General features: G+C 70.3%; 3 protein-coding genes. 2 read left to right on the top strand and 1 reads right to left on the bottom strand.

What is annotated here, in order from left to right:
• Nucleotides 1-196 precede the first annotated feature (196 nt).
• Nucleotides 197-17,134 (top strand): non-ribosomal peptide synthetase, encoded by a 16,938-nt coding sequence (locus H0264_RS23140; RefSeq protein WP_181579486.1) that lies wholly within the window; start codon nt 197-199, stop codon nt 17,132-17,134.
• On the top strand, nt 17,134-25,401 hold the full coding sequence (locus H0264_RS23135) for a non-ribosomal peptide synthetase (protein ID WP_181579485.1): 8,268 nt from the start codon (nt 17,134-17,136) through the stop codon (nt 25,399-25,401). Before H0264_RS23140 ends, H0264_RS23135 begins: the two co-directional genes overlap by 1 nt.
• Here H0264_RS23135 and H0264_RS23130 read toward each other — a convergent pair whose 3' ends face one another.
• The gene (locus H0264_RS23130; RefSeq protein WP_181579484.1) at nt 25,402-26,556 is read right to left on the bottom strand and encodes a serine hydrolase domain-containing protein; all 1,155 of its coding nucleotides are present in this window, start codon (nt 26,554-26,556) and stop codon (nt 25,402-25,404) included.
• Between the last annotated feature and the right edge of the window lie 123 nt (nt 26,557-26,679).

Genomic DNA, 26,679 nt, shown 5'->3' with positions numbered 1-26,679 from the left:
GATGTGCGCATGCGTGCTCCGGTCGTGTTAGCCTGGCGGCCCGCGGCGATGCGGCGCCGATCTCGTGTGGCGCCGCACCAACCGATGACGATGTCTCCGAAGATTCCGTCCGGCGCCGCGGATTCGCTCGATCGGCGGACTTCCCGGCCGGTTCGGACGAATCACCGTGTCAATTCGCTGCTTGTGAGGTTCTGGAATGCGGTCGATCGACGGCGCTGGCGTGTACGAGCCGACCTCGGCGCAGGCCGAGCTCTGGATGGCGCAGGAGATCGCCTCCGCGACCGCCCGAAATATTGTGAGTTACTTGGACATCCACGATGCTGTAGCATCGGACGCGCTGAGTGACTCGGTGGCTAAGGCAGTCGCGGAGACCGAGTCACTCAGCGTGCACATCGTGCCGGGCGCCGACGGGCCCCTGCTCACTGCGCGCGAAACCGCCTCGGCCACACCGGTCGTGGTGGACCTGCGGAACACGGCCGATCCGGTGGAAGCGGCGCTGGCCTATCTGCGGGACGAGTGCGACCGCGCCTTCGATCTGGTGCGGGACACGCTCTTTCGCGTGGCCATCCTGCGTATCGCCGAGGATCGGTATTTCCTGGCGATGTGCTTTCACCACCTGGTGATCGACGGTGGCGGGGTGACGCTGTGGTTCCAGCGGGTGCTCGACATCTACGCCGCGCTGACCTCGGGCAGGTCGCCGGAGCCCAGCGGGTTCGCGCGCCTCGGTGAGCTGGTGGCAGCGGATCGGCGGTACCGCGAGGGTGACCGCGCCCGGGACGCCGAGTTCTGGGGCGACTGGATCGGCCGCTTCGAGACACCCACCGCACTGCCGGGAAACCCTGGCCCCCACCGTGATTCGAACCGGTTGCGGCTGCGCGGCGAACTCGGCCCGGACACCCTGGCAGGTCTGGAGCGGCAGGCGCGCCGGCACGGCATCGGGTTGTCGTTCGTGCTCATCGGCGTCGCGGCCGCGGTGGCCGGACGCTACACCGGACAGCGCACGGTGTGGTTGCAGATCCCGGTGTCCAATCGCTCCGGCGCACTGCGTGGCACTCCGGCCCTGCTGGCGGATCTGGTGCCGATTCCGGTGCGGCTCGACGGTGCTGCGAGTTTCGCCGAACTCGGTAAGCAGGTGCAGTCCACCATGTTCGGCTGCCTGCGGCACGGACGCTTCGGCCTGCCCGCCATCGCGCGATTGCGGTCCGGGGCAGGCGAATCCGCCCCCGTCTTCGGCCCGACGGTGAATATCGGGCAGTACCCCGGTCCCCGGCTCGACGGTGCGGCGGTCGAGTTCCACATGGTCTCGGCCGGTGACAGCGAACCGCTCGCACTGCACATCGATCACGACAGGGACACCCTGGAGGCGGGCGCGATCCGGCTCACCGCCGACCCGGCGCACTACGGTCCCGACGATCTCGCCGGGTATCTCGAGTCGGTGTCCAGACATCTCGATGCCGCCGCCACCGACCTCGAAACCGCCATCGGCACAGTGGATGTCGCACCTATCGTGGTGGTCGCCGCGTCGAACACGCCTCCCACCGGTGAACCCGGAACCGAACCGCTGATCGTCGCCGCGGTCGAACGCCATGCCCGGACCGCTCCGGATCGGATCGCGGCCCGTCTCGGCGCTACCGTGCTGACCTATCGCGACCTCGACGCACGCGCCAATGGCGTGGCCGAGCGCCTGTCTGCCCACGGTGTCGGCCCGGAAACCGTGGTGGCGGTGGCGCTTCCACGCTCCCTCGACCTGATCGTGGCGCTGCTGGGTGTGCTGAAGGCGGGCGGCGCCTATCTGCCGATCGATCCGGCCTACCCCGGTGACCGGGTGGCCTACCAGCTGGCCGATGCCGCACCGCGGGTGCTGATCACCGACGCCGAGACCGGGCAGCAGTTGACCAGCTTCGCCGGACCGACGGTCGATGTCGCCGAATGCGTTCCCCGCGTGGACAATCCGGTCGAGCGCGACGCAGCGCTGTCGGCCGGACACGGGGCCTACCTCATCTACACCTCCGGATCGACCGGCAGGCCGAAGGGTGTGCTCGTCACCCACCGCAATGTCGCGGCACTCTTCGCCGCGACGGCTCCGGATTTCCGGCCTGGCCCCGAGGACGTGTGGGCGTGGTGCCATTCGCACGCCTTCGATTTCTCGGTGTGGGAGATCTGGGGTGCGCTGGTGCACGGCGGCACCGTGGTCGCCGTCGCGCCCGACACGGTGCGCTCACCCGATGCGCTGTGGCGTGTGGTCACTGATCAGGGCGTGACGATTCTCAGCCAAACACCTTCGGCCTTCTACGAACTCGCGGCCGCGCGGGCCGCCGGGCCCGAGCGCAGGTCACGGCTGCGGGCGGTGGTGCTGGGCGGGGAGGCGGTGGACACCGCACGGCTCGAGAACTGGTATTCGGACGACCCGGACTCCGATCCCCTGATCGTCAATATGTACGGCATCACCGAGACCACCGTGCACACGACGAAACTCGCACTGACCGAGGAGAACCGGGCGCTGGGGCGCAGCCCCATCGGTGAGCCGATCGGGGATCTGCGCCTGCATGTGCTGGATGCCTGGTTGCGCCCGGTACCCGCCGGCGTCGCCGGGGAACTCTATGTGTCGGGCTCGCAGGTCACGCGCGGTTATCGCGGTAAGCCCGGCCTCACCGCGACGCGATTCGTCGCCGACCCCTTCGCGTCCGACCCCGGCGCGCGGATGTATCGCACCGGAGATGTGGCCCGGCGCAATGGTTTCGGCGCGCTCGAGTATCTGGGCCGCGCCGACGACCAGGTCAAGATCCGGGGATTCCGGATCGAGCCGGACGAGGTGCGCGCCGCCCTCGCGGGCCATCCGGATGTCGCGCAGGCCACCGTGATCACCCGGCCCGCACCGCATTCCGGTGATCGGCAACTGCTCGGATATATCGTCGCGGCCGACGGGGCGGAGCTCGACGGTGCACGGATCCGGCGCTGGCTGGCCGGCCGGGTTCCGGACTACATGGTGCCCGCGGCGGTGACGGTCGTGCCGCGGTTCCCGCTGACCGTCAATGGAAAGCTGGACCGCGCGGCCCTGCCGAGCCCGGCCTTCGACGCCGGAACCCAGTATCGGGCGCCCGGGTCGGAGCGAGAGGCGGCGCTGGCCGAGCTGTTCGCCGTGCTGCTCGGCGCGGACCGGGTGGGCATCGACGACGACTTCTTCGCCCTGGGCGGAAACTCGCTGCTGGCAACGCGTCTGGTCGGTCGGTTGCGGGCCGAATGGAGTATCGAACTGTCGATTCGCGCCGTGTTCGACGCGCCCACGGTCGCCACCCTGGCCCGCGCCTGCGACACCGCGATGCCCGTCCGGCCGGTCCCCCGCCCGATGCCCAGACCGGAGCGGATCCCCGCTTCGTTCGCGCAACGCCGCCTGTGGTTCGTGCACCGGCTGGCCGGACCGTCGGCGATCTACAATGTGCCGACCGCCGTCCGTCTGGTCGGCGAGCTCGATACCGCGGCGCTGACCGCCGCGCTCACCGACACCGTGGCCCGGCACGAGGCGCTGCGCACCCGCATCGTCGAATCCGACGGTGTGCCCGAGCAATTCGTCGCCGAGCCCGCGCCGGTGCCGGTCGAGATCCGCACCGTCGAGTCGGATGCGGCGCTGGAGCGGGCGGCGGCGGAGCTGTCCGCGAGCCCCGTGGATCCCGAGTCGGATTCCCCGCTGTCTGCCACCCTGCTCCGGCGTTCGGACCGCGACCACACTCTGGTCCTGGTGATCCACCACATCGCCTGCGACGGTTGGTCATTGGCCCCCTTGCTGCGCGATCTCGCCGAGAGCTACGCCGCACGAGCGCACGGCGCCGCACCGCAGTGGAATCCCGTGCCGATCCAGTACGCCGACTACACCCTGTGGCAGGACGAACTCCTCGGTGCGGCCGACGATCCGAACAGCCTGCTGGCACGCCAATTCGCCTACTGGCGCGACGAACTCGCCGAGCTCCCGGAGCTGATCACCCTGCCCGCCGATCGGGCGCGCCCGCCGGTGGCCAGTTACCGCGGCGACACCGTGCCGGTCACCATTGCCGCCGGAACCCGGCAGGCCGTGCAGCAAATGGCCGCCCGGTCGGGGGCCACACCGGCCATGGTGTTGCAGGCGGCGCTGGCCGTCCTGCTGTCCGAACATGGTGCGGGCCACGATATTCCGATCGGGTCGCCGATCGCGGGCCGTACCGACGCGGCACTCGAGGAGCTTGTGGGCTGTCTGGTCAATACCTGGGTACTGCGGGTCCGGGTGACGCCGGGCTGCACCTTCGCCGAGCTGCTCGCCCAGGTGCGCGGCAAAGCCCTCGCGGCGTACGCCCATCAGGACCTGCCGTTCGAGCGGCTGGTGGAGCTGCTGGCACCGCGCCGCTCGACGACCCATCACCCACTGTTCCAGGTGGGCCTCGCATTCCAGAACACCGCGACGCCGACGCTGACGCTGCCGGGGATCGCGGCCACGCCGATGCCGGTCACCACCGGGACGGCGCGAATCGACTTGGGCTTCAATATTATCGACAGTCCGGCAGAGCAGCCGTGGGACGGTTTCGTCGAGTACGCGACGGATCTTTTCGATCGCACGACGGTCATCACGCTCGTCGACCGCTACCTGAGACTGCTGACCGCCGTGACCGCGGCTCCGGATCGGCCACTCGACGGGTTCCCCCTGGTCGACGCCGCGCAGCTGCGGCAATTGCGCGCACTCGGCAGCGGACCGGCACTCACCGTCGATCCGCAACGGACACTGCTGGATCGGCTCACCGAGCAGGTGCGGCGCTCCCCCGACGCGACCGCGGTCGTCTCGGGACAGACCCGGCTGACCTACCGTGAGCTGGACCGTCGCGCGAATGCCGTCGCACGCGCTCTGGCCGCGCACGGTGCCGGCCCGGAGCGGATCGTCGCGGTCGCGCTGCCGCGCACGGCCGACCTCGTGGTGGCCCTGCTGGCCGTTCTGCGCGCGGGCGCGGCCTACCTCCCGATCGATCCGGGCTATCCGCGAGAACGCCTGGCGTTCATGCTCACCGACGCCGACCCGGTCGCGGTCCTCACCGACGACCGTACGGCGTCGAGCCTGCCCGACTGCGAGGCGCCCACCCTGCTGCTCGCACACCTCGAACACCTCGAGACCGGCGCCGCTCCGGTCCCGCCGCGACCGCACAACCTCGCCTATCTCATCTACACCTCCGGATCGACGGGCGTCCCCAAGGGTGTGGCCATCAGCCATGCGAACCTGGCGCATCACGTGCTGGCCGCGAAATCCCTGGCGGGACAGCCGGATTCCGGGCCGATGCGGGCCACCACGTCAACCGCCTTCGACGTCTCGGTCTTCGAGATCTTCGGCACGCTCGCCGCGGGCGGCTGCGTGGAAATCCTCGACGACGTGCTCGCCGTTCTCGAGCACACACCCCTGACCGGCGGCATCCTCAGCACCGTCCCCTCGGCCTTCGCCGAGCTCACCGGCGACACCGCGCCCGCCCCGGATCAACTCGTGCTCATGGGTGAGCCGTTCACCGGTGACCTCGTCGACCGCGCCCGCGCCCACGCGCCGGGCCTGCGGCTCGTCAACGGTTACGGCCCGACCGAGACCACCGTGGTGGTGACCGCGTTCACCACCACCGGCGAGCCGGTGTCCGGCCCGGTGCCGATCGGCCTGCCGCTGCCGAATGTGCGTGTGCACGTGCTGGATTCGCGGCTGCGCCCGGTGCCGATCGGGGTGCCCGGTGAACTGTATGTGGCCGGCGGCCAGGTCGGGCGCGGATACTTCGGCCGCGCGGGACTGACCGCGACCAGATTCCTCGCCGATCCGGTCGACGGCGGGCGCATGTACCGCACCGGCGATGTGGTGCGCAGGCGGGCCGACGGCGTGCTGCACTATCTGGGCCGCGCCGACGATCAGGTCAAGATTCGCGGCTACCGCATCGAAATCGGTGAGGTGCAGGCCGCATTGGCCGCCGACCCCGAGGTGGCCCAGGCCGTGGTGACCGTGCGGCCCGGCGGCGCGGGACTGCTGGGCTACATCACCTCGGCCGGTCCGGTGGACGTGGCCCGGGTGCGGCAGCGCCTCGCGGAACGCCTGCCCGCCTTCATGGTTCCCGCCGCCATCGTGGCGCTGGACCGGTTGCCGCTGACCCCCAATGGCAAGCTGGACCGATCCGCGCTGCCGGAACCGCAGTTCGCCACCGGAGATTATCGTGCGCCCCGTACCGAGCGGGAGCGGGTGCTCGCGGGCCTGTTCGAGAAGCTGCTGGGCGTCGAACGGGTCGGGACCGAGGACGACTTCTTCGCCCTGGGCGGGCATTCGCTGCTGGCCACCCGCCTGGTCAGCGCGATCCGCGACGCGCTGCACGTCGAGGTGCCCATTCGCGCGGTCTTCGACGCACCCACCGTGGCCGGGCTGGCCCAGCGCTTGCACGGCGAGGCCGCGGCCCGGCCCGACCTGCGGCCGATGCGCCGCCCGGATCGGCTCCCGCTGTCGTATGCGCAGCAGCGCCTGTGGTTCATCCACCGCTACGAGGGCGCTTCGGCCACCTACAACATGGCCATCGCCGTGCGGCTGCGGGGCACGCTGCACGTGGACGCGCTCGGCCGAGCCCTGGCCGATGTGATCGCGCGGCACGAGAGCCTGCGCACCGTGTTCCGCGAGATCGACGGTTCGGCGGTGCAGGTCGTGCTGGGCCCGGAAGCGGCGCCGGTCCGCATCCCGGTACACGATGCCGCCGATCTCGCTGCCGCGCTTGCCGATAGCGCGCGCTACCGCTTCGATCTGTCCGCAGAACTCCCGATCCGCGCCACCCTGCTGCGATCCGGCGGCGACGAGCACGTCCTGATGCTGCTCGTCCATCACATCGCCGGTGACGGCTGGTCGTTCGCGCCGCTCATCGGCGATCTCGGCCGCGCCTACCGCGCGCGCTGCGCCGACGGCGCGCCGGACTGGCGGCCCCTGCCCGTGCAGTACGCCGATTACACACTGTGGCAACAGCAATTGCTCGGATCCGAGGACGATCCGGACAGTCTGCTGGCACGTCAGATCGCCTACTGGCGGGCCGAACTGCATGATCTGCCCGAACTCATCACCCTGCCCGCCGACCGGTCCCGGCCCCAGATCGCCAGCTACCGTGGCGATCTCGCGCCCCTGCACCTGGATGCCCGGCAGCGGCGCGCGATCCACGAGCTGGCCCGCGACACCGGGACCACCCCGTCCATGGTGTTGCAGTCGGTGCTGGCCGTGCTGCTGTTCAAACTCGGGGCCGGACAAGATATTCCGATCGGCGCGCCGATCGCCGGGCGCACCGACGCCGCCCTCGACGAACTGGTGGGCTTCTTCGTCAACACCTGGGTGCTGCGCGCGCGGGTGACGGCCGACGCCGGTTTCGAGGAGGTGCTCGCCGGGGTCCGGGACAAGGCGCTGGCCGCCTACGCCCATCAGGACGCGCCGTTCGAGCGGCTGGTGGAACTGCTCAATCCGCTGCGGTCCACCGCGCACCATTCACTGTTCCAGGTGGCGTTCGCCCTGCAGAACACCGCACTGCCCGCCTCGCCGTTCCCCGAACTCGAGGTGGAGGTGCTGCCGGCGCCGACCGGCACCGCGCGCTTCGATCTGTTCTTCAGTCTCGGTGACGCCCTGGATGATTCGGGCGGCTACGCCGGGTTCGTCGAATACGCCACCGATCTGTTCGACCGCGCGACCGTCGAGCAGTTGATCGCCCGATTCCATCGCGTGCTCGATCAGGTGCTGGCCGAACCGAGGACGCGGGTCGGCGGTATCGAACTGCTCGACGACGCCGAGCGCGAGCGCATGCTCATCGACTGGAATGCGGGCGGTTCGGCCGTGCCGGCGGTGACCGTGCCAGAGCTGTTCGCCCGGCAGGTGCGCCGGACCCCGGATGCCGTCGCCCTCGAATCCGGCACGCGGCGGCTGACTTATCGCGAGCTGGACCAGCGGGCCGAGACGCTGGCCGCGCGCCTGATGGCCCACGGTCTCGGCCCGGACACCGTCGCGGCGGTGGCGCTGCCGCGCTCGCCCGAGCTGATCGTCGCGCTGCTCGCGGTGCTCAAGGCGGGCGGCTGCTATCTGGCCATCGATCCGGCGTATCCGAGTGACCGCAACGGCTACATCCTCGCCGATGCCCGGCCCGTGCTGATCCTCACCGACGCCGTCACCGACACTCCGGATGTACTGCCCGGCAACCGGATTCCACGCGTTCTCCTCGATGCGGAATCCGCGGACACCGCCGCGGCTCCCGCTTCGTCCGGCACGCGCCCGCAGCATCTGGCCTATCTCGTCTACACCTCCGGCTCCACCGGTCTGCCCAAGGCGGTCGCCGTCAGCCACCGCAATATCGTGAATCTCGTTGCGGGAACGGCATGGTCGGACGCGCATCACCGGGTGCTCATGCAGTCCTCGGTGTCCTTCGATGCCTCCACCTACGAAATCTGGGTTCCGCTGGTTCGCGGCGGCACGGTCGTCGTCGCGCCGCCCGGGCGCACCGGAATCGACACCATCGCCGAGCAGGTGCGCACCCACCGGGTCACCGCCCTGTTCCTGACCACCGTGCTGTTCAACATGCTGGTCGAGCAGTCCCCGGAAACCCTTGCCGCACTGCGGGAAGTATGGACCGGCGGTGAGGGCGTCTCGGCGCGGATCTTCGGGCGCGCGGTGACCGCCGCACCACGGACACGGCTGGTGCACGTCTATGGCCCGACCGAAACGACCACCTTCGCCACCAGCTACCCGCACCCCGGGCACGGCCATGACGACGACGTGCCGATCGGTATGCCCCTGGGCAATGTGCGCGTCTTCGTGCTCGACCAGGGCCTGCGACCGGTGCCGGTGGGTGTCGTCGGGGAGCTGTGGATCAGCGGCGACGGCGTGACCCGCGGCTACCGCGGGCGGCCCGGCCTGACAGCCGGCCGCTTCGTCGCGAATCCCTTCGGGGACAGGGGAAGCCGCATGTATCGCTCCGGTGATCTGGTGCGCTGGACGGCCGCCGGGGCCATCGAGTACGTCGGCCGGGTCGACGATCAGGTGAAGGTGCGCGGCTTCCGGATCGAACCGGGCGAGGTCGAAGCGGTGCTGCGCGCGCATCCGGCGGTCGCGCAGGCCGCCGTGGTGGCCCGGACCGGCACGGCCGCCGATGCGGGGAAACAGCTCGTCGGCTACGTGGTCTTCGACCCGGAAGCGGCCCTGCGGCGCGAGGCCGAACCCGACGCCGATCTGGTCGCGCAGTGGCATCAGGTCTACGACGATCTCTACACCGGCTCCGAGGTCTATGTCCCGGATCAGGGCGAGCTCGCGCTGGGCTCCGATTTCAGCGGCTGGAACAGCAGCTATACCGGAGAGCCGATTCCGCTCGCACAGATGCTGGAGTGGCAGTCGGCGGTCGTGGACCGGATTCGCGCCCTCGCGCCCCGCCGGGTGCTCGAGATCGGCGTCGGCTCCGGACTGCTGCTGGCCCGGCTCGCCCCCGAATGCGAAACCTACTGGGGCACGGACTTTTCCGGAGCGACCATCGCCAACCTGCGGCGGCGGCTGGCCGGCGCCGGGGACTGGGCGGATCGGGTGGAACTGCTGGTGCGGGCCGCCGACGAGACCGAGGGGCTGCCGGAGAACCACTTCGACACCATCGTGGTGAACTCCGTGGTCCAGTACTTCCCCAATGCCGCGTATCTGGTCGATGTCATCGATCAGGCCATGCGCCTGCTGAAACCCGGCGGCAGCCTGTATCTCGGCGATATCCGCAATCACGCGCTGCTGCGCGAGTTCGTCACCGGCGTGCGCTTGCAGGATCCCACCGCGCCTTCGGATCTCGACGCGTTGCGTGCCCTGCTGCGCCGGGACATGCTGGTGGACAAGGAGCTTCTGCTCGCCCCGGAGTTCTTCACGGCGCTGGCCCAGCGGAGCGCGGACATCGCCGCGGTCGACATCCGCCTCAAGCGCGGGGCCTCGATCAATGAATTGACCTGCTACCGCTACGAAGTCGTGCTCCGCAAGGGTCCGGTCGCGGTGCGCTCCCTGGCCGGGGTCGAGCGGATCGACTACTCCGGCCATACGGCAATGGAGCGCCATCTCACCGAAGTCCGGCCGGAGACTGTGCGTTTCGCGGCCGTCCCGCACGCCGGTCTCGCACCGGACGTGGCCGCCGCACGCGCACTGGACACCGCGGCCGATCTCGCCGAGATCCGTTCCGCCGCAGCGGCTTCGACACCGGACGCCCTGACCCCCGAAGAGCTGCACGCCCTGGCCGCGCGGTGCGGGTACACCGCGCTGGTCACCTGGTCCACCGTGCCGGGGGCCATGGACGTGGTCTTCACCGGCCCCGACGCCGACACCGTATGCCTGGGCGATCTGTTCGCCGGGACGGCCGACCGCTCCCCCGGCGCCTACGCCAGTGACCCCGGTGCGGTGGAACGGCTCGCGCAGGTGCGGCGTTTCGTGGCCGAGCGGCTGCCCGAGTTCATGGTTCCCGCCGCCATCGTGGTCGTGGACCGATTCCCTCTGACGCCCAATGGCAAGCTCGATCGGGCGGCGCTGCCCGCACCGGACTTCGAGGCGGGCGCGGCCTACCTCGCGCCGCGCACCGACCGCGAGCGAACGCTGACAGAACTGTTCGCCGAGGTGCTCGGCCTGGATCGGGTCGGTATCGACGACGGGTTCTTCGCGCTCGGCGGACATTCCCTGCTGGCCACGCGCCTGGTGAGCCGGATTCGCTCGGCGCTGGGCGTCGAGGTGCCGATCCGGACGGTGTTCGAGGCCACCACGGTGCGCGAGCTCGCCGAACGGCTCGATGACACCGCGCTGGTGCGAATCCCCTTGCGGCCCGTGCCGCGACCGGCGGCCGTCCCGCTGTCGTTCGCGCAGCGCCGGCTGTGGTTCATCCACCGCTTCGAGGGGCCGTCGGCCACCTACAACATGCCGATGGTGGTGCGCCTGACCGGCTCGGTCGACCCCGGCGCATTGGCCGGGGCCGTGCAGGATGTGGTCTGCCGGCACGAGAGCCTGCGCACGATATTCGGTGAGACGGACGGCATTCCGGTTCAGCTGGTGCTACCGGCAGCCGGTGTGGAGGTACCGGTGCAGGTGGCCGAGGTCGGCGATCCCGCGGCCGCCGTGGCCGCGGCGGTCCGCCACCCCTTCGATCTCGCGCACGAGATTCCCTTGCGCGCGAGCATCTTCCGGCGCGGCGACACCGAGACCACACTGGTGCTGCTGATGCATCACATCGCCGGTGACGGCTGGTCGTTCGGTCCGCTGGTGCGTGATCTCGTCGACGCGTATGCCGCGCGATTGGCGGGCCAGGCCACCCCGCTGCCCGAATTGCCGGTGCAGTATGTGGATTACACCCTGTGGCAGCAGGAGCTGCTCGGCGCCGAGAACGATGCCACGAGCCTGCTGGCCCGGCAGCTCGACTACTGGCGCAATGAACTGACCGGGCTCCCCGACCTGCTCGCGCTGCCCACGGACCGGCCGCGGCCGCCGGTGGCCAGCCATCGCGGCGACACCCTGGAACTCACGATCGACGCCGACCTGCGGGCGGCCGTGCGCGCGCTGGCCGAGCACTCCGGGGCGACGCCCGCCATGGTGCTGCAGGCGGCGCTGGCGGTCCTGCTGTCGAAACTCGGTGCGGGCCGCGATATTCCGATCGGCTCGCCGATCGCGGGCCGCACGGACGCGGCGCTGGACGAGCTGGTCGGCTTCTTCGTCAATACCTGGATTCTGCGCGTCGGCCTCGCGCCGGACGACTCCTTCGCGGCGGTGCTCGCGCAGGTGCGCCGGAAGGCGCTGGCGGCCTACGCCAATCAGGATGCCCCGTTCGAGCGCATGGTGGAGCTGCTCAATCCGGTCCGGTCGGCGGCCTACAATCCGCTGTTCCAGGTGTCGTTCGCCTTCCAGAACAATGCCGTCCCGGATATCGGATTCCCGGGTGCGGCGGTCACCCTGCTGCCGGTGGCCACCGGCACGGCGCGTTTCGATTTGTGGTTCAACATCATCGACGATCCCGAGCAGTGGCACGGCTATGTCGAATACGCCACCGACCTGTTCGACGCCGATACCGTGCGGGCGCTCGTCGATCGCTATCTGACCCTGCTGCGCCGCGTCACGACCGATCCCGGACTGGCGCTGTCGGCGGTGAATCTCCTCGAGGACGCGGAACTGCAACGCCTGCACACGGATTGGGACGGTCTCGCCCCGGCGACCAGCGCGGAGACCACCGTGGTGAGCCTGTTCGAGGAGCAGGTGCGCCGCACCCCCGACGCGGTCGCGCTGGTCTCCGGCACCACCCAGCTGACCTACGGCGAGGTGGCCGATCGCGCGCGCACCCTCGCCGGGGCGCTGGCCGCACGCGGGGCCGGGCGCGATGCGATCGTCGCTGTCGCACTGCCCCGTTCGGCGGAGCTTCCGATCGCACTGCTCGCCGTGCTGTACGCCGGCAGCGCCTACCTGCCCCTCGACCCGTCCTATCCGCCCGACCGCATCGAGTTCATGATCGGCCACGCCCGGCCGGTGATACTGCTGACCGATCGCGCGACCGCACAGCGCCTGCCCGCGGTCACCACACCGCTGGCGTGCCTGGAGGATCTGCCGACGACCCCGGCCGGTGAACTCGCGCCGCCGCTGCCGGGCTCGCTGTCGTATCTGGTGTACACCTCCGGATCCACCGGTACGCCCAAGGGTGTCGCGGGCACCCATGCGGCACTGGCCAATCGCCTCGCCTGGGCCGCCGAACGGTGGGACGGGCAGATCCGGGTGGCCAAGAGTTCGGCAAGCTTCATCGACGGCACCACCGAACTGCTCGGCGGACTGATCGCCGGCGCCCGGGTCGTCGTGGCCGACGATCGCGAGGCGAAGGACGGTGTCGCACTGGCCGAACTCATCCGCGCGCATCGCGCCGACCAGTTCCTGGCGGTCCCGAGTTTCGCCGCGGCGCTGGCCGATTCCGCGCCCGAGCGGCTACGTCGCCTGCGGCGCTGGATCACCAGCGGCGAGGCCCTGGACGCGGCCACCGTCTCCGCGCTGCGCCGGGTGTCGCCGTGGGCGACGGTGGTGAACTCCTACGGTTCGTCCGAGGTCGCCGGCGATGTTCTGATGACCGAGGTGGCCGACACCCAGCGCATCCCGCTCGGCCGGCCGGTGCCCGGAGCCGGGGTGTACCTGCTCGATACCGACCTGTCGCGCACCGCGCCGGGCGCGATCGGTGAAATCTATGTCAGCGGTTGCCAACTGGCCCGCGGCTACCACCGCGATCCGGGCCGGACCGCGGAGCGTTTCGTGGCCGATCCGTTCGTGCCCGGACGGCGCATGTACCGCACCGGCGACCTCGGCCGGCTCGTGCCCGGCGTGGCGGGCGCGTGGGAACTCGACTACGCGGGCCGCGCCGACCATCAGGTCAAGATCCGGGGTTTCCGGGTGGAACTCGAGGAGGTCGAAGCGGCGCTGCTGGCGCATCCGGGCGTGAGCGCCGCGGTGGCGGTGGTCCGCGACGGCGCGGGCGGCCCGCGGCTCATCGGCTACGTGGTCCCCGATGCCACCATGCCCGCTCCTGAGCCGGAGCAGTTGCGCCGTTTCGCCGCCGAGCGGGTGCCCGAGTTCATGGTGCCCGCGGCCGTGCTCGTGCTGCCGCGATTCCCCACCACTCCGAGCGGCAAACTGGACCGGCTCGCGCTTCCGGAACCGGAATTCACCGCGGGCGTGCGCTTCCGGGCTCCGCGCACCGCGCCCGAGCAGGTGCTGGCGGGTCTGTTCCAGCAGCTGCTCGGCGCGGACCCGGTCGGCATCGACGACGACTTCTTCGCTCTGGGCGGGCATTCGCTGCTCGCCACCCGATTGGTCAGCCGCATGCGCGCCGAGCTCGGCGTGGAGGTTCCGATCCAGACGGTGTTCGAGGCCCGCACGGTGGCCGCACTGGCCGAGCGGCTGGACTCCGGCGACGCCGTGCGGCCCCCGCTGCGCCCGGCCGCGCGCACCGCGCCGCGCCCGCTGTCGCACGGGCAGCGCCGGCTCTGGTTCATCCAGCGGTTCCAAGGACCGTCGGCGACCTACAACCTGCCCATGGCTGTCCGGTTGACCGGTCCGGTGCAGGTGGAGGCGCTGCGCGGCGCGCTCACCGATGTGGTGGAGCGGCACGAGACGCTGCGGACGGTGTTCGAGGAGGTCGATGGCGCGCCGATCCAGCGGGTACTGCCGATGAGCCGCGCCGAGGTGCCGCTGTCGCTCGTCCCGGTCGGCACCGAGGACGAAATGGCCACGGTGCTCACCGAATTCGCCGCCCACCGGTTCGACCTGGCGAACGAGATTCCGGTGCGCGCTCTGATCGTGCGCGGCGGGCCGCAGTCCTATGTCGTGGCGCTGGTGATCCACCACATCGCCGCCGACGGCTGGTCGGCCACTCCGCTGGTGCGGGATCTCCTGCGCGCCTATGCCGCTCGCAGCGGCGACGGCGCTCCGGAGTGGACGCCGCTGCCGGTGCGCTACAGCGACTACGCGATCTGGCAGCACGAGCTGCTGGGCTCGGCCGACGATCCCGGCAGTCGCCTCAGCACCCAATTCGATTACTGGCGAAAGGAACTCGAAGGGCTCCCGGAACTGCTGCGGCTGCCCACCGATCGGCCGCGTCCGCCGGTCGCGAGCTACCGCGGCGACCGGGTCGGCTTGACCATCGACGCACCGCTGCGCACCGCGATCGAGCGGGTGGCCCGGGATTCGGGCGCCACGCCCGCCATGGTGCTGCAGGCCGGCCTGGCCGTGCTGCTCGCCGAAATCGGTGCGGGAGACGATATTTCGATCGGCTCCCCGATCGCCGGGCGCACCGACGAGGCACTCGACGACCTGGTCGGCTTCTTCGTCAACACCTGGGTGCTGCGGGTCGCGATCGACCGGCGCGAATCGTTCACCGAGTTGCTGGCGCAGGTGCGCGGTAAGGCGCTGGCCGCCTACACCCATCAGGACGCACCGTTCGAATTGCTGGTGGAGCTACTGGACCCGGTGCGCTCGCCCGCGCACCACCCGTTGTTCCAGGTGTCGCTGGCCTTCCACAACACCCTGGCGCCCAGCTTCGACATATCGGGTGTCCGCGTCGATCCGGTGCCATTGGAGATCGCCGCCGCCCGATTCGATCTGGCCTTCGACATCTTCGACGCACCGACCGGTGCGCCGTGGCACGGGTCGGTCGAGTACGCGACGGACCTGTTCGACCGATCCAGCGTGGCCGCACTGATCGACAAGTACCTGCGGGTGCTGGCCACGGCCTGCGCCGAGCCCGCGCGTCCGCTGGTGTGCGTGGACGTGCTCGACGCACGGGAATACGCGGTGCTCGATCACCTCGGCAATACCACCGCCGGACGCGAAACCCCTTCGTGCCCTTCGCTTCCGGAGCTGTTCGCGGACCGGGTGCGGCAGACGCCGGAGGCAACGGCGGTGCTCGCCGACGACCGGGAATGGTCCTATCGCGAGCTGGACGAAGCAGCGGCTCGACTGGCCGGCGCACTGGCCGAGGCGGGCATCAGCGCCGGCGCCGTGGTGGCGATCGCACTCCCCCGCACCGCCGACGCGGTGACCGCCGTGGTCGCGGTGCTCCAGTCCGGCGCGGCATACGTGCCGATCGATCCGGGCCATCCCGACGAGCGAATTCGCCTGCTGCTCACCGATTCCGGCGCCACAGCGGTGCTCACTACCGCCGCGCTGCTGGAGCGCATGCGCGCACTGGCACCCGATCACCCCGTGCTCGACGTGACCGCACCGGATCTCGCGCACCGCCCGATCGTCCGTCTGCCCTTCCCCGACCCCCGGCAGGTCGCGTACGTGCTGTACACCTCGGGAACCACCGGCAGACCCAAGGGCGTCGCGGTCACCCATGCCGGTATCCCGGATACGGTGGCCGCACATGTCGCGCGGGCCGGTGTCACCGCGCACAGCCGGATTCTCCAGTGGGCCGCGCTGTCGTTCGACGTCTCGGTGGTGAACCTGTGGACCGCGCTGCTCACCGGTGCGACCGCGGTGGTGCCCGATGACGAACAGGCCCTGCCCGGACCGGGATTCACCGACTTCGTGGCACGGCACCGGGTCGATTACCTCAATGTGACCCCCTCGGCCCTGGCGATGCTGCCCGGGCAGTTGCCCGCCGACGCCACCGTGATCGTGGGTGGTGAACCGTGCCCCGTCGAGGTCGTGGACCGGTTCGCGGCGCGGCAGGTGCTGCTCAATGCCTACGGTCCCACCGAAACCACCGTCACCGCGACGCTGTCGGGGCCGCTCACCGTGAATTCCGGTGTGCCGCCACTGGGTTCGCCTGCCACCGGCACCGCTCTCTACGTCCTGGACGAGCGGATGCGCCGGGCGCCCCTCGGCGTCACGGGCGAGCTGTACATCGGCGGATCGGGTGTGGCACAGGGCTACTGGGGCAAGCCCGGCCTGACGGCCGCGCATTTCGTCGCGAACCCGTTCACCGGCACGGGCGGGCGGCTGTATCGCAGCGGCGATCTGGCGCGCTGGACCCGCGACGGCACGCTCGAGTTCCTCGGCCGCGCCGACGACCAGGTGAAGATCCGCGGTCTGCGCATCGAGCCGGGTGAGATCGAAGCCGTGCTGGCCACCCACCCCGCGGTCACGCAGGCCGTGGTGCTGGCCCGCGCCTCGGGTTCGGCCGGGCCGCAGCTGGTCGCCTATGTGGTGACGCCGTCCTGGGCCGAGGGGACCGAAGCGGCGCAGCTGCGCCGCTTCCTGCTCGGCCGGCTCCCGCAATACCTGGTGCCCGCGGCGATCGTCGTACTCGACGCCCTGCCCGTGCTCGCCAACGGCAAGCTCGACCGCCACGCACTGCCGGAACCGGAACCCGGTGCGGGCGTGGCCTATCGCGAGCCGCGCGATGACCGGGAGCGGCTGCTGGCCGGGTTGTTCGCCGAGATCCTCGGCGTGGACCGGGTCGGCGTCGACGACGACTTCTTCGTGCTGGGCGGCCATTCACTCCTGGCCACCCGGCTGGTCAGCCGGATCCGCACCGAGCTCGGCGCCGAGCTTCCGGTGCGGGAAATCTTCGAGGGCCCCACGGTGGCCGAGGTCGCGCAGCGATGCGCGGCGGCGAGCAGGGCGCGGCAGCGGCCCGCGCTGCGCCGCATGAACAGGAATCGGGAGGCGTGATGATCCCCTTGTCGTATGCCCAGCAGCGGCTGTGGTTCGTGCACTGTTTCGAGGGCCCCTCGGCGACCTACAATGTGCCGGTCGCCGTGCGGCTCACGGGCGCGGTGCGGGTTCCGGCGCTGCGCCGGGCCATTGCCGATGTCGTGGACCGGCACGAGAGCCTGCGCACGGTCTTCACCGAGACCGACGGTGTCCCAGCGCAACTCGTGCTGGATCAGGCCCGGGTACCGGTGCACATCGCCGATATCGATGCCCCGGACCTCCCGGCCGCACTCAGGCAGGCTGCCCGGCATCCATTCGATCTGGCCACCGAAATTCCCGTGCGGGCCACCATCTTCCGCTGCGGGCACGACGAGTACGTCCTGTTGTTGCTCATGCACCACATCGCCGCCGACGGCTGGTCGATCGCGCCGCTGGTGCGGGATCTGGTCACCGCCTACTCCGCGCGGGTGCGCGGGTCCGCACCGGACTGGCCGCCGCTGCCCGTGCAGTACGCGGATTACGCTCTGTGGCAGCGGGATCTACTCGGCGACCCGGACGACCCCGGCAGCCTGCTGGCCGAACAGTTCGACTACTGGCGCGGCGAACTGGCGGGGCTGCCCGCACTGACCGACCTGCCCACCGATCGCCCCCGGCCGGCGTCGGCGAGCTTCCGGGGCGACACGGTGCCGTTCAGCATCGACGCCGAAACCCGGACCGCGATCACCGAACTCGCGCTGGCCACCCGCTGCACACCGGCCATGGCGCTGCAGGCGGCCCTGGGGGTGCTGCTGGCCGATATCGGTGCGGGACACGACATCCCGATCGGCATCCCGATTGCGGGCCGGACCGACGAAGAGCTGCACGAGCTGGTCGGGTTCTTCGTCAATACCTGGGTGCTGCGCCTGGCCATCACCCCGGAGCAGCCGTTCGTCGATCTGCTCGGTCAGGTGCGGGGCAAGGCGCTGGCCGCCTACACCCATCAGGACGCGCCGTTCGAGCGGCTGGTGGAGCTGCTCAATCCGGATCGGTCGGCGGCCCACCATCCGCTGTTCCAGGTCGCGTTCACCTTCCAGAACAATGCATTACCCGATATCGCCCTGCCGGAGGGGAGCATCGAACCGCTCTCGCTCACCACGGGGGTGTCGCGGTTCGATCTGGGGTTCACCGTCACCGACGGCCCGGAACCGGGGTGGACGGGATTCGTCGAATTCGCCACCGACCTGTTCGATCGCGCGACGGTGCGGACGATTGTCGAGCGATACCTGCGAGTGTTGACGGCCATTGCCGCCGACCCGGCGGTCGCGGTGGGTGCGGTCGATGTGTTCGTCCCCGGCGAACAGCAGCGGGTGCTGCTGGACTGGAATCGGACCGCGCTGCCGGTGCCCGAGACGACGCTCGTGCGGTTGTTCGAGGACCGGGTTCGGCGGGTGCCCGAAACCGCGGCCCTGCTCGCCGGTGATACGCGATTGACCTATCGGGAGCTGAACGCACGCGCCAATGCTGTTGCACGAAAACTGATCTCGTACGGCGTGGGGCCCGATGACGTGGTCGCGGTCGCCACCGAGCGGTCGGCGGAACTGATCGTCGCCATGCTCGGCGCCCTCAAGGCCGGGGCCGCCTACCTGCCGATCGACCCGACCCAGCCCACGCAACGCCTGGCGGTGCTCTTCGCCGACGCGGCCCCCGCGGCGGTGCTCACCGATCACACGACCGCGCCCGCGCTGCCCGCGACCACCGCCCGGGTGCTGACGGTCGAGGAACTCGGGGCAGACGACGGTCCGGATCCGACCGATGCCGACCGGATCACCCCGCTGCGCCCGCGACATCTGGCCTGGGTGATCTACACCTCGGGGTCGACCGGGACACCGAAAGGCGTTGCCGTCGACCACCGCAATATCGTGCATCTCGTCGCCGGAGAGTCGGAACTCGAGGCGGGGACGCCGGTTCTCGCACAAACCTCCGTATCGTTCGACATCTCCACCTGGGAGCACTGGACGACCTTGGCGTCGGGCGGGACGCTGGTGCTGGCCAGGGCGCACCGCACCGATGTCGGCGAGGTCGCCCGGCTCATTCGCGAGCATCGGGTGCGGCGCATGGCCTGCACGCCGCTGCTGCTCGATGCCCTCGTCGAGCATGCGGCGGCACTGCCCGACCGGCCGCTCGTCTCGCTGCGCACACTGGTCGTGGGCGGCTCGGAACTGCCGGTGGCCACCGTGCGAGCCTTGACGGAGGCGGCTCCCGACGCGCGGGTGCGCAACGGGTACGGCCCCACGGAGACAACAGTTTTCGTCACCGCGGCCGAGGCGGACGCCGACTCGGGCGCAGCGGCGGTGCCGATCGGTGCGCCACTGCCCAATACCCGCGTGTACGTCCTGGATGGACGTCTGCACCCGGTTCCGATCGGCGTCACCGGCGAACTGTATGCGGCGGGTGCGCATGTCACGCGCGGCTACCGGAATCGCCCGGGGCTCACCGCGTCCCGGTTCGTGGCCGATCCGTTCGATCGCGTCGGCGCGGGGCGCATGTACCGCACGGGTGATCTCGTGCGCTGGACTGCGACGGGTGTGCTCGAATACCTCGGCCGCGCAGACGATCAGGTGAAGATCCGCGGCTTCCGGATCGAACTCGGCGAAGTGCGGGCGGCCCTGGCCGCGCATCCGGGTGTGGCGCAGGCGGAGGTGCTGGCGCGGGCGGCCGAGGGCAGGCTGATCGGCTACCTGGTGCCCGGCGATCCCGCCGCCGGGCTGGATGTGGGTGCGGTGCGGCGCTGGCTGGCGCGGCGGTTGCCGGACTACATGGTGCCCGCCGCGCTGCTGGTCCTCGACGCCTTCCCATTGACCCCGAACGGGAAATTGGATCGCACGGCGCTGCCGGTGCCGGAGTTCGATGCGGGCACCGCGTATCTGGCTCCGCGCGACGAGCGTGAGCGGGTACTGGCCGGATTGTTCGCCGAGGTACTGTCCGTCGAGCGGGTCGGTATCGACGACGGATTCTTCGCTCTCGGTGGGCATTCCCTGCTCGCGACCCGGCTGATCACCCGGATTCGTTCCCGGATGGGCGTGGAGGTGCCGATCCGCACCGTCTTCGACGCGCCGACGGTCCGCGAACTGGCGGTTCGTCTCGACGATGGCGGCGCGGCGCGGGAACCGGTGCGCCCGATGGCGCGACCGGCGGCGGTGCCCCTGTCGTTCAGTCAGCGGCGACTGTGGTTCGTGCATCGCTTCGAAGGGCCGTCGGCGACCTACAACATGCCGATGGTGGTCCGGCTCACCGGCAGCGTCGACCCCGCCGCGCTGGCGGCGGCCATCGGCGATGTGGTGGCCCGGCACGAAAGCCTGCGCACCGTGTTCGCGGAGGTGGACGGCTCACCGGTGCAGGTCGTGCGCCCCGCGGACGAGGTCGAGATACCGTTGCGGACAGCCGATTTCGGCACCGAGCCCGAGCTCGCCGCGCTGGTGACCGGGCTCGCGCGCCAGCCCTTCGAGTTGGCCACCGAGATTCCCATGCGGGCCGCGATCCTGCGCGGCGGGGCGCGGGAGTACGTGGTGGTCTGGGTGACGCACCATATCGCGGGCGACGGGTGGTCGCTGGCGCCGCTGGTGCGCGATTTGACCGAGGCTTACCGCGCCCGGGTGGCCGGAGCCGCACCGGACTGGGAACCCCTCGCGGTCCAGTACGCGGATTACACCCTGTGGCAGCGTGCGCAACTGGGCACCGAAAAAGATCCGGCACCGCTGCTGCAGCGTCAATTCGACTACTGGCGTGCGGAATTGGCGGATCTTCCCGATCTGGCCGCCCTGCCCTCCGATCGTCCGCGTCCGCAGGCGGCGAGCTATGCCGGTGAGATCCTCACCTTCACCGTGGGCTCGCACCTGCGGGCCGCCGTCGAACGGCTGGCGGCCGGGACCGGCACCACGCCGGCCATGGTGCTGCAAACGGGTTTGGCCGTGCTCATGGCGAAACTCGGTGCCGGGCACGATATTACGATCGGGGTGCCGATCGCGAACCGGACCGATGAGGCTTTGCACGATCTCGTCGGCTTCTTCGTCAATACCTGGGTGCTGCGGGTGCGGATCGATCCGGTGGGCGGTTTCGCCGACCATCTGGCACAGGTGCGGTCGAAAGCCCTGGCCGCCTACGAGAATCAGGACGCGCCGTTCGAGCTGCTGGTCGAGATGCTCAATCCGGCCCGCAGCACCGCGCATCATCCGCTGTTCCAGGTGGGCCTGGCGTTCCAGAACACCGCCCTGCCCGATGTCGCGGTGCCGGGCGCTGAACTGTCCGCGATGCCGGTGACCACCGGTGCCGCCCGTTTCGACCTGGCGTTCAATATCGCCGACGATCCCGCCGCCGCCGAGTGGAACGGATTCGTCGAGTACGCGACGGACCTGTTCGAGGAGGCGACCGTCGCCGCCACCGTCGATCGATATCTACGCCTGCTCGCGGCGGTCACCGCCGAACCCACGCTGCGGATCGACGCGCTGGACCTGCTCGACGCCGCCGAGCACGCACGCCTGGCCGAGGCGACCGCCGGCTCGCGGCACGCCGCCTCGGACACCACCCTCGTGGCAGCGGTAGCGGGCTGGGCGCACCGGACTCCCGACGCGATCGCCGTGGCCTCCCCAGCGGGTGAGCTGACCTATGCGGAGCTGGATCGGCGGGCCGCCGGTATCGCGGAGGCATTGGGCCGCACAGGCATCGGGCCCGACGCGGTCGTGGCCGTCGTCCTGCCGCGATCGGTGGATTTCGTCATCGCCGCGCTGGGCGTCATGCGGGCGGGTGGCGCGTACGTGCCGGTGGATCCGCACTATCCGGCCGAGCGCGTGAGCTTCATGCTCGCCGATGCGGACCCGATCGCGGTCCTGACCGATCGCGCGACAGCGCCGCTGCTGCCGCCGCACTCCGCGCCCGTGATATTTCTCGACGAGCCGGCCGCGCCCGGCGCCGGACAGCGGTCCGGGCGTGCGCCCGGCCTGGATGATCTGGCGTATCTCATCTACACCTCGGGATCGACCGGGACGCCCAAAGGTGTTGCGGTGAGCCACCGTAACCTCGCGAACCTGCTCACCCAGGGCTGGCCCATCACCCCGCGCGACCGCGTCCTCGTGCACTCCTCCATCTCCTTCGACGCCTCGGTGTACGAGCTGTGGCCCGCCCTGGCGGGCGGCGCGACCTTGGTGCTGGCCGGCGAACAACGTTCCGACGTCACGGAATTGGCCCGGCTGATCCCGCAGGCCGGTGTCACCAAGGCATTCCTGACCCCGCCGCTGCTCTCGGCGCTGCTCGACCATCTGGAATCCACGCCCGGCCGCGATCTCGGTGTGCTCGCCCAGCTCACCCTCGGCGGCGACAGTCTGCCGCAGGCGCTGGTGCGGCGATTGCTGGCCCGGCAACCCGCCGTCCGCGTCGTCGACGGCTACGGCCCGGCCGAGACCACCGTCATGGTGACCGAATACGAGGTGCGCGAGGCCGCCGCCGACGGCACGGTGCCGATCGGCACCGCCTTGCCGGGAAGCGCTGTGTACCTGCTGGATTCCTCCCTTCGTCCGGTCCCGGCGGGGGTGCCCGGTGAGCTGTACGTGGCGGGCGTGCAGGTCACCCGGGGCTATCACCGGCGTCCGGGCGTCACGGCCGCGCGCTTCGTCGCCGACCCGTTCGGCAGCGGGCGGCGGCTGTACCGCACCGGTGATCGCGGCCGGTGGAATCGCGCCGGGGTGCTCGAATTCCTCGGTCGCACAGACGATCAGGTCAAGATTCGCGGCTTCCGCATCGAACCCGGGGAGGTCGAGTCCGTGGTGCGGGCGCATCCCGCCGTGGCGGAGGCGGCCGTGCTGGCCCGCGCGGGCTCGGAAACCGGGGGCATCGAACAACTCGTCGCGTATGTGCGGTTCGATCCGGCGGTTCGGACGGATGCCGCCGACGCCGGTGCGGCCGATATCGTCGACCACTGGCGCACCATGTACGACGACCACTACGGGCGCGAGGACGCGGATCGGCTGCCGGACAGCGGGTTCGGATCCGACTTCAGCGGCTGGAACAGCAGCTACACCGGTGCCGAGCTGCCCCTGGACCAGATTCGGCAGTGGCGCGAGGTGACCGTGGAGCGGATTCGCGCGCTGCGCCCGAGCCGCATCCTCGAACTGGGCGTGGGCTCGGGACTGCTGCTGTCCCAGCTCGGGCCGGAGTGCGAAGAATATTGGGGCACAGACCTTTCCGCCGCCACCATCGAGGTGCTGGGCGCGCAGCTGGCGCAGCTCGGTCAGCCCTGGACCGAGCGCGTGCGCCTGCGCGCGCAACCGGCCGATGTGATCGATGGCCTGCCGCCCGGCCATTTCGACACGGTCGTCCTGAATTCGGTGGCGCAGTACTTCCCCAGCGCCGCCTACCTCATCGACGTCATCGAGAAGGCGTTGCGGCTGCTCGTTCCCGGCGGCGCGCTGTTCCTCGGCGATATCCGCAATCAGGCCCTGCTCGGGCCGTTCGCCACCGGCGTGCAGCTCGCGCGCTCCGGCGGCGAGAACTCGATGTCCCGGCTCGGTCCGCTGGTGCGGCGAGATGTGCTGGCGGAGCGGGAACTTCTGGTCGCACCCGAGTTCTTCGCCGCGCTCGCGCGGGAGCTGCCCGGCATCGGCGCGGTCGATATCCAGCTCAAACACGCCGGCGCGGACAATGAGCTGACCCGGTACCGTTATGAAGCGGTGCTGCGCAAGGCCCCCGTGGCGGCCCGGTCACTCGCCGGGGTGGAATCGGCACGCTATGCCGGAATCGACTCGGTGGCAGCGCTATTGGGTGCGGACCGCCCACGCGGTGTCCGGGTGACCGGCATCCCGCACGCCCTGATCCTGCCGGACGTCGCTGTTCATGCGGCCATCGGACGGCTCGATCAGGTCACCGACGCCCTGGCCGAGATTGCGGACGCAGAGGCCACGACCCCCGAGCAGATGTGTGCGCTGGGAGCGGAATTCGGCTACACTGCGGTACCGACCTGGTCCCCGGAGGCAGGGAGGTTCGAGATCGTCTACCTCGACGGCGACGCGGAGATCCTGACCGATGTCCATCGCGGGGCGGCGGATTCATCCGCCATCACCTACACCAATGATCCGGGCCTGCTGGACCGGGTGGCGAGCCTGCGCCGCCACCTCGGCGAGCAGCTCCCCGACTACCTGGTTCCGGCGGCCATCGTGCCGGTCGAGTCCTTCACCCTGACCGCCAATGGCAAGCTCGACCGCGAAGCGCTCCCGGAACCGGTCCTGCTCAGCGGCGAATTCCGGGAACCCGCAACGGTATTCGAGCAGGCGGTGGCGCGGATCTTCGGCGAGGTCCTTCAGCTCGACCGGATCGGCCTGGACGACGACTTCTTCGCCCTCGGCGGGCATTCCCTGCTGGCGGTGCAGGTGATCAACCAGGTGCAGCGGTCCTGGGGTGTCGAACTGCGCGTCGCCGAGCTGTTCGCGCATCCGCGGGTGGAAAGCTTTGCCGCACTGATCGATTCGGTGCTGCGATCCGGCGCGCCAGGCGGCGCCGACGCCTTCCGGGTGCTCTTGCCGCTGCGCACGGCGGGCACGGCCGAACCCCTGTTCTGCATTCACCCCGTGGGCGGCCTGGCCTGGTCGTTCGCCCGCCTGTCCACGCACCTGCGCGACGATCGCCCGATCTACGGCCTGCAATCGCCCGCCCTCGCGGGCGAGGACCTGCCCGATTCCATCGCCGCGTGGGCCGGGCGCTATGTCGAGGAGATGCGGTCGGTCCAGCGCAGCGGCCCCTACCATCTGCTCGGCTGGTCGCTGGGCGGCATTCTCGCCCACGCCATTGCGACACGACTGCAGGCCGAGGGCGAGAAGGTGGCGCTGCTGGCGCTCATGGACAGCGTGCACCCGGCAGCCGCACCCGACGGTCCCCCGGCGGTCGCGACCGTCTCGGCCGAGGTGCTGCACGGCATGCTCGGTCCGGGAGCGGTCGGTGACCATGCCGAGCTGGACTGGGCGCAGCTGGCGGAACTCCTCGAGGGATCACCACTGTTCGCATCCATGCCGCGCGACAGAATCGACCGAATCCTCACCGCAACACAGCAATCGATGCGATTGGCGGGCGACTACACCGGCGCGGTCTTCGAAGGTGACCTCGTCTACTTCGCCGCGGCCGGCGCATCGGTACCGCACCATGGTTCTCGATCCTGGCAGCCCGTGGTGGACGGGGCCGTCCGCACCCACCCGGTGCCGGCCACGCACTGGGAGATGACCGGCGACGCGGCCCTGGCGGTGATCGGCGCGATCCTGTCCGAGTGATCAGCTCGCGGCGCACACCGCCGTATCGAAGACGTGCTGCACCGTGGTGTCGTCCGCGGTGCGCTCGTTGGCGACCACGCTCACCGCGCGTCCATCGGCGGTGACGCCGTTGAAGGTTTTGAAGCCGGGAATCGAACCGCCATGGCCCCAGACCTCTTTCGCGCACGGTACGGCGAGTTCGGCCAGCCCGAGCCCGTAGTCGATCCCCGCCGGGCGGTTGCTGAGCGGGCGGGTGTCCCGCTGCATCTGCGCCAATTGCGCTGGAGGCAGCAGCTTTCCGGACAGCAGCGCGGTGAAGAAGCGGTTCAGTTCAGCACCGGTGGACACCATGGCTCCGGCCGGGCCCGCGAGCGAGGTGGGGAAACGCGTGATATCGGTGCGCACGCCGTCGATCACCTCGTAGCCCTGTGGGTGCGGCGTGCGCAGATCGGTCTCGTCCCAGGCGGGCACATAGGTGGCGTGCAGGCCGAGCGGTTCGCTGATCCGGCGCGTGAGCTCGTCACCGTAGGGATTGCCGGTGACCTTCTCGATCAGCAGGCCGGCGACCAGATAGTTGGTATTGCTGTATTCGGCCTTCTCCCCGGGCGGGAAATGGCCCGGCATGGTGGAGACGGCATTGCGGACCATCGCGGCGGCATCGAAGCGCTGCCGCAGCGCCGTGTCCACATCGTCGAAGTTCAGCTCCGGCAGTTCCAGGTACTCGGGCAGTCCGCTGGTGTGCTGCAGGATGTTTCGCACCGCGATCCGGGTGCCGTCGATGCCGTCGCCCTGGATCACCCCGGGCAGATACCGGTCGACGGGGGCATCCAGGTCGACCTTGCCTTCGGAGACCAGTTGCAGGATCGCCGTGGCGACGAAGGGCTTGGTATTGCTGCCTATCCGCACCCGGGCGTCCTCGGGGAAGCCCGCGCCGGTCTCGATATTCGCGGTGCCCGCCGACGCGGTCCAGTTCCGGCCGTGCTCGGTCACCACCACCTGCACACCCGCGTACCCGGCCGCGACCACGTCGTCCAAGGCCCGCCGTACTTCGGCGCGGCCGGCGTCGGAAATGATTTGGCGTTCGGTCACATCCGCTCCCGAGCTGCATGCGGTGAGCGCGCCCGCCAGCGCCACCACGCCCACCAGCATTCGCCGAGCCCTCAACATCGAAGTCATACCGCAGGCTCGCACGGCCTGTCCACATCGCACATCGCCCGCAGGTCGCGCCCGCACCCCGGGAATTCCCCGAGCGATACCCTCGGCCCGGCCCTGGGCCGGGAGTGAAATATGGTCGGTGAT

The sequence above is a fragment of the Nocardia huaxiensis genome (assembly GCF_013744875.1).
GTDB lineage: Bacteria > Actinomycetota > Actinomycetes > Mycobacteriales > Mycobacteriaceae > Nocardia > Nocardia huaxiensis.
This window is presented reverse-complemented; position numbering and strand designations above follow the sequence as displayed.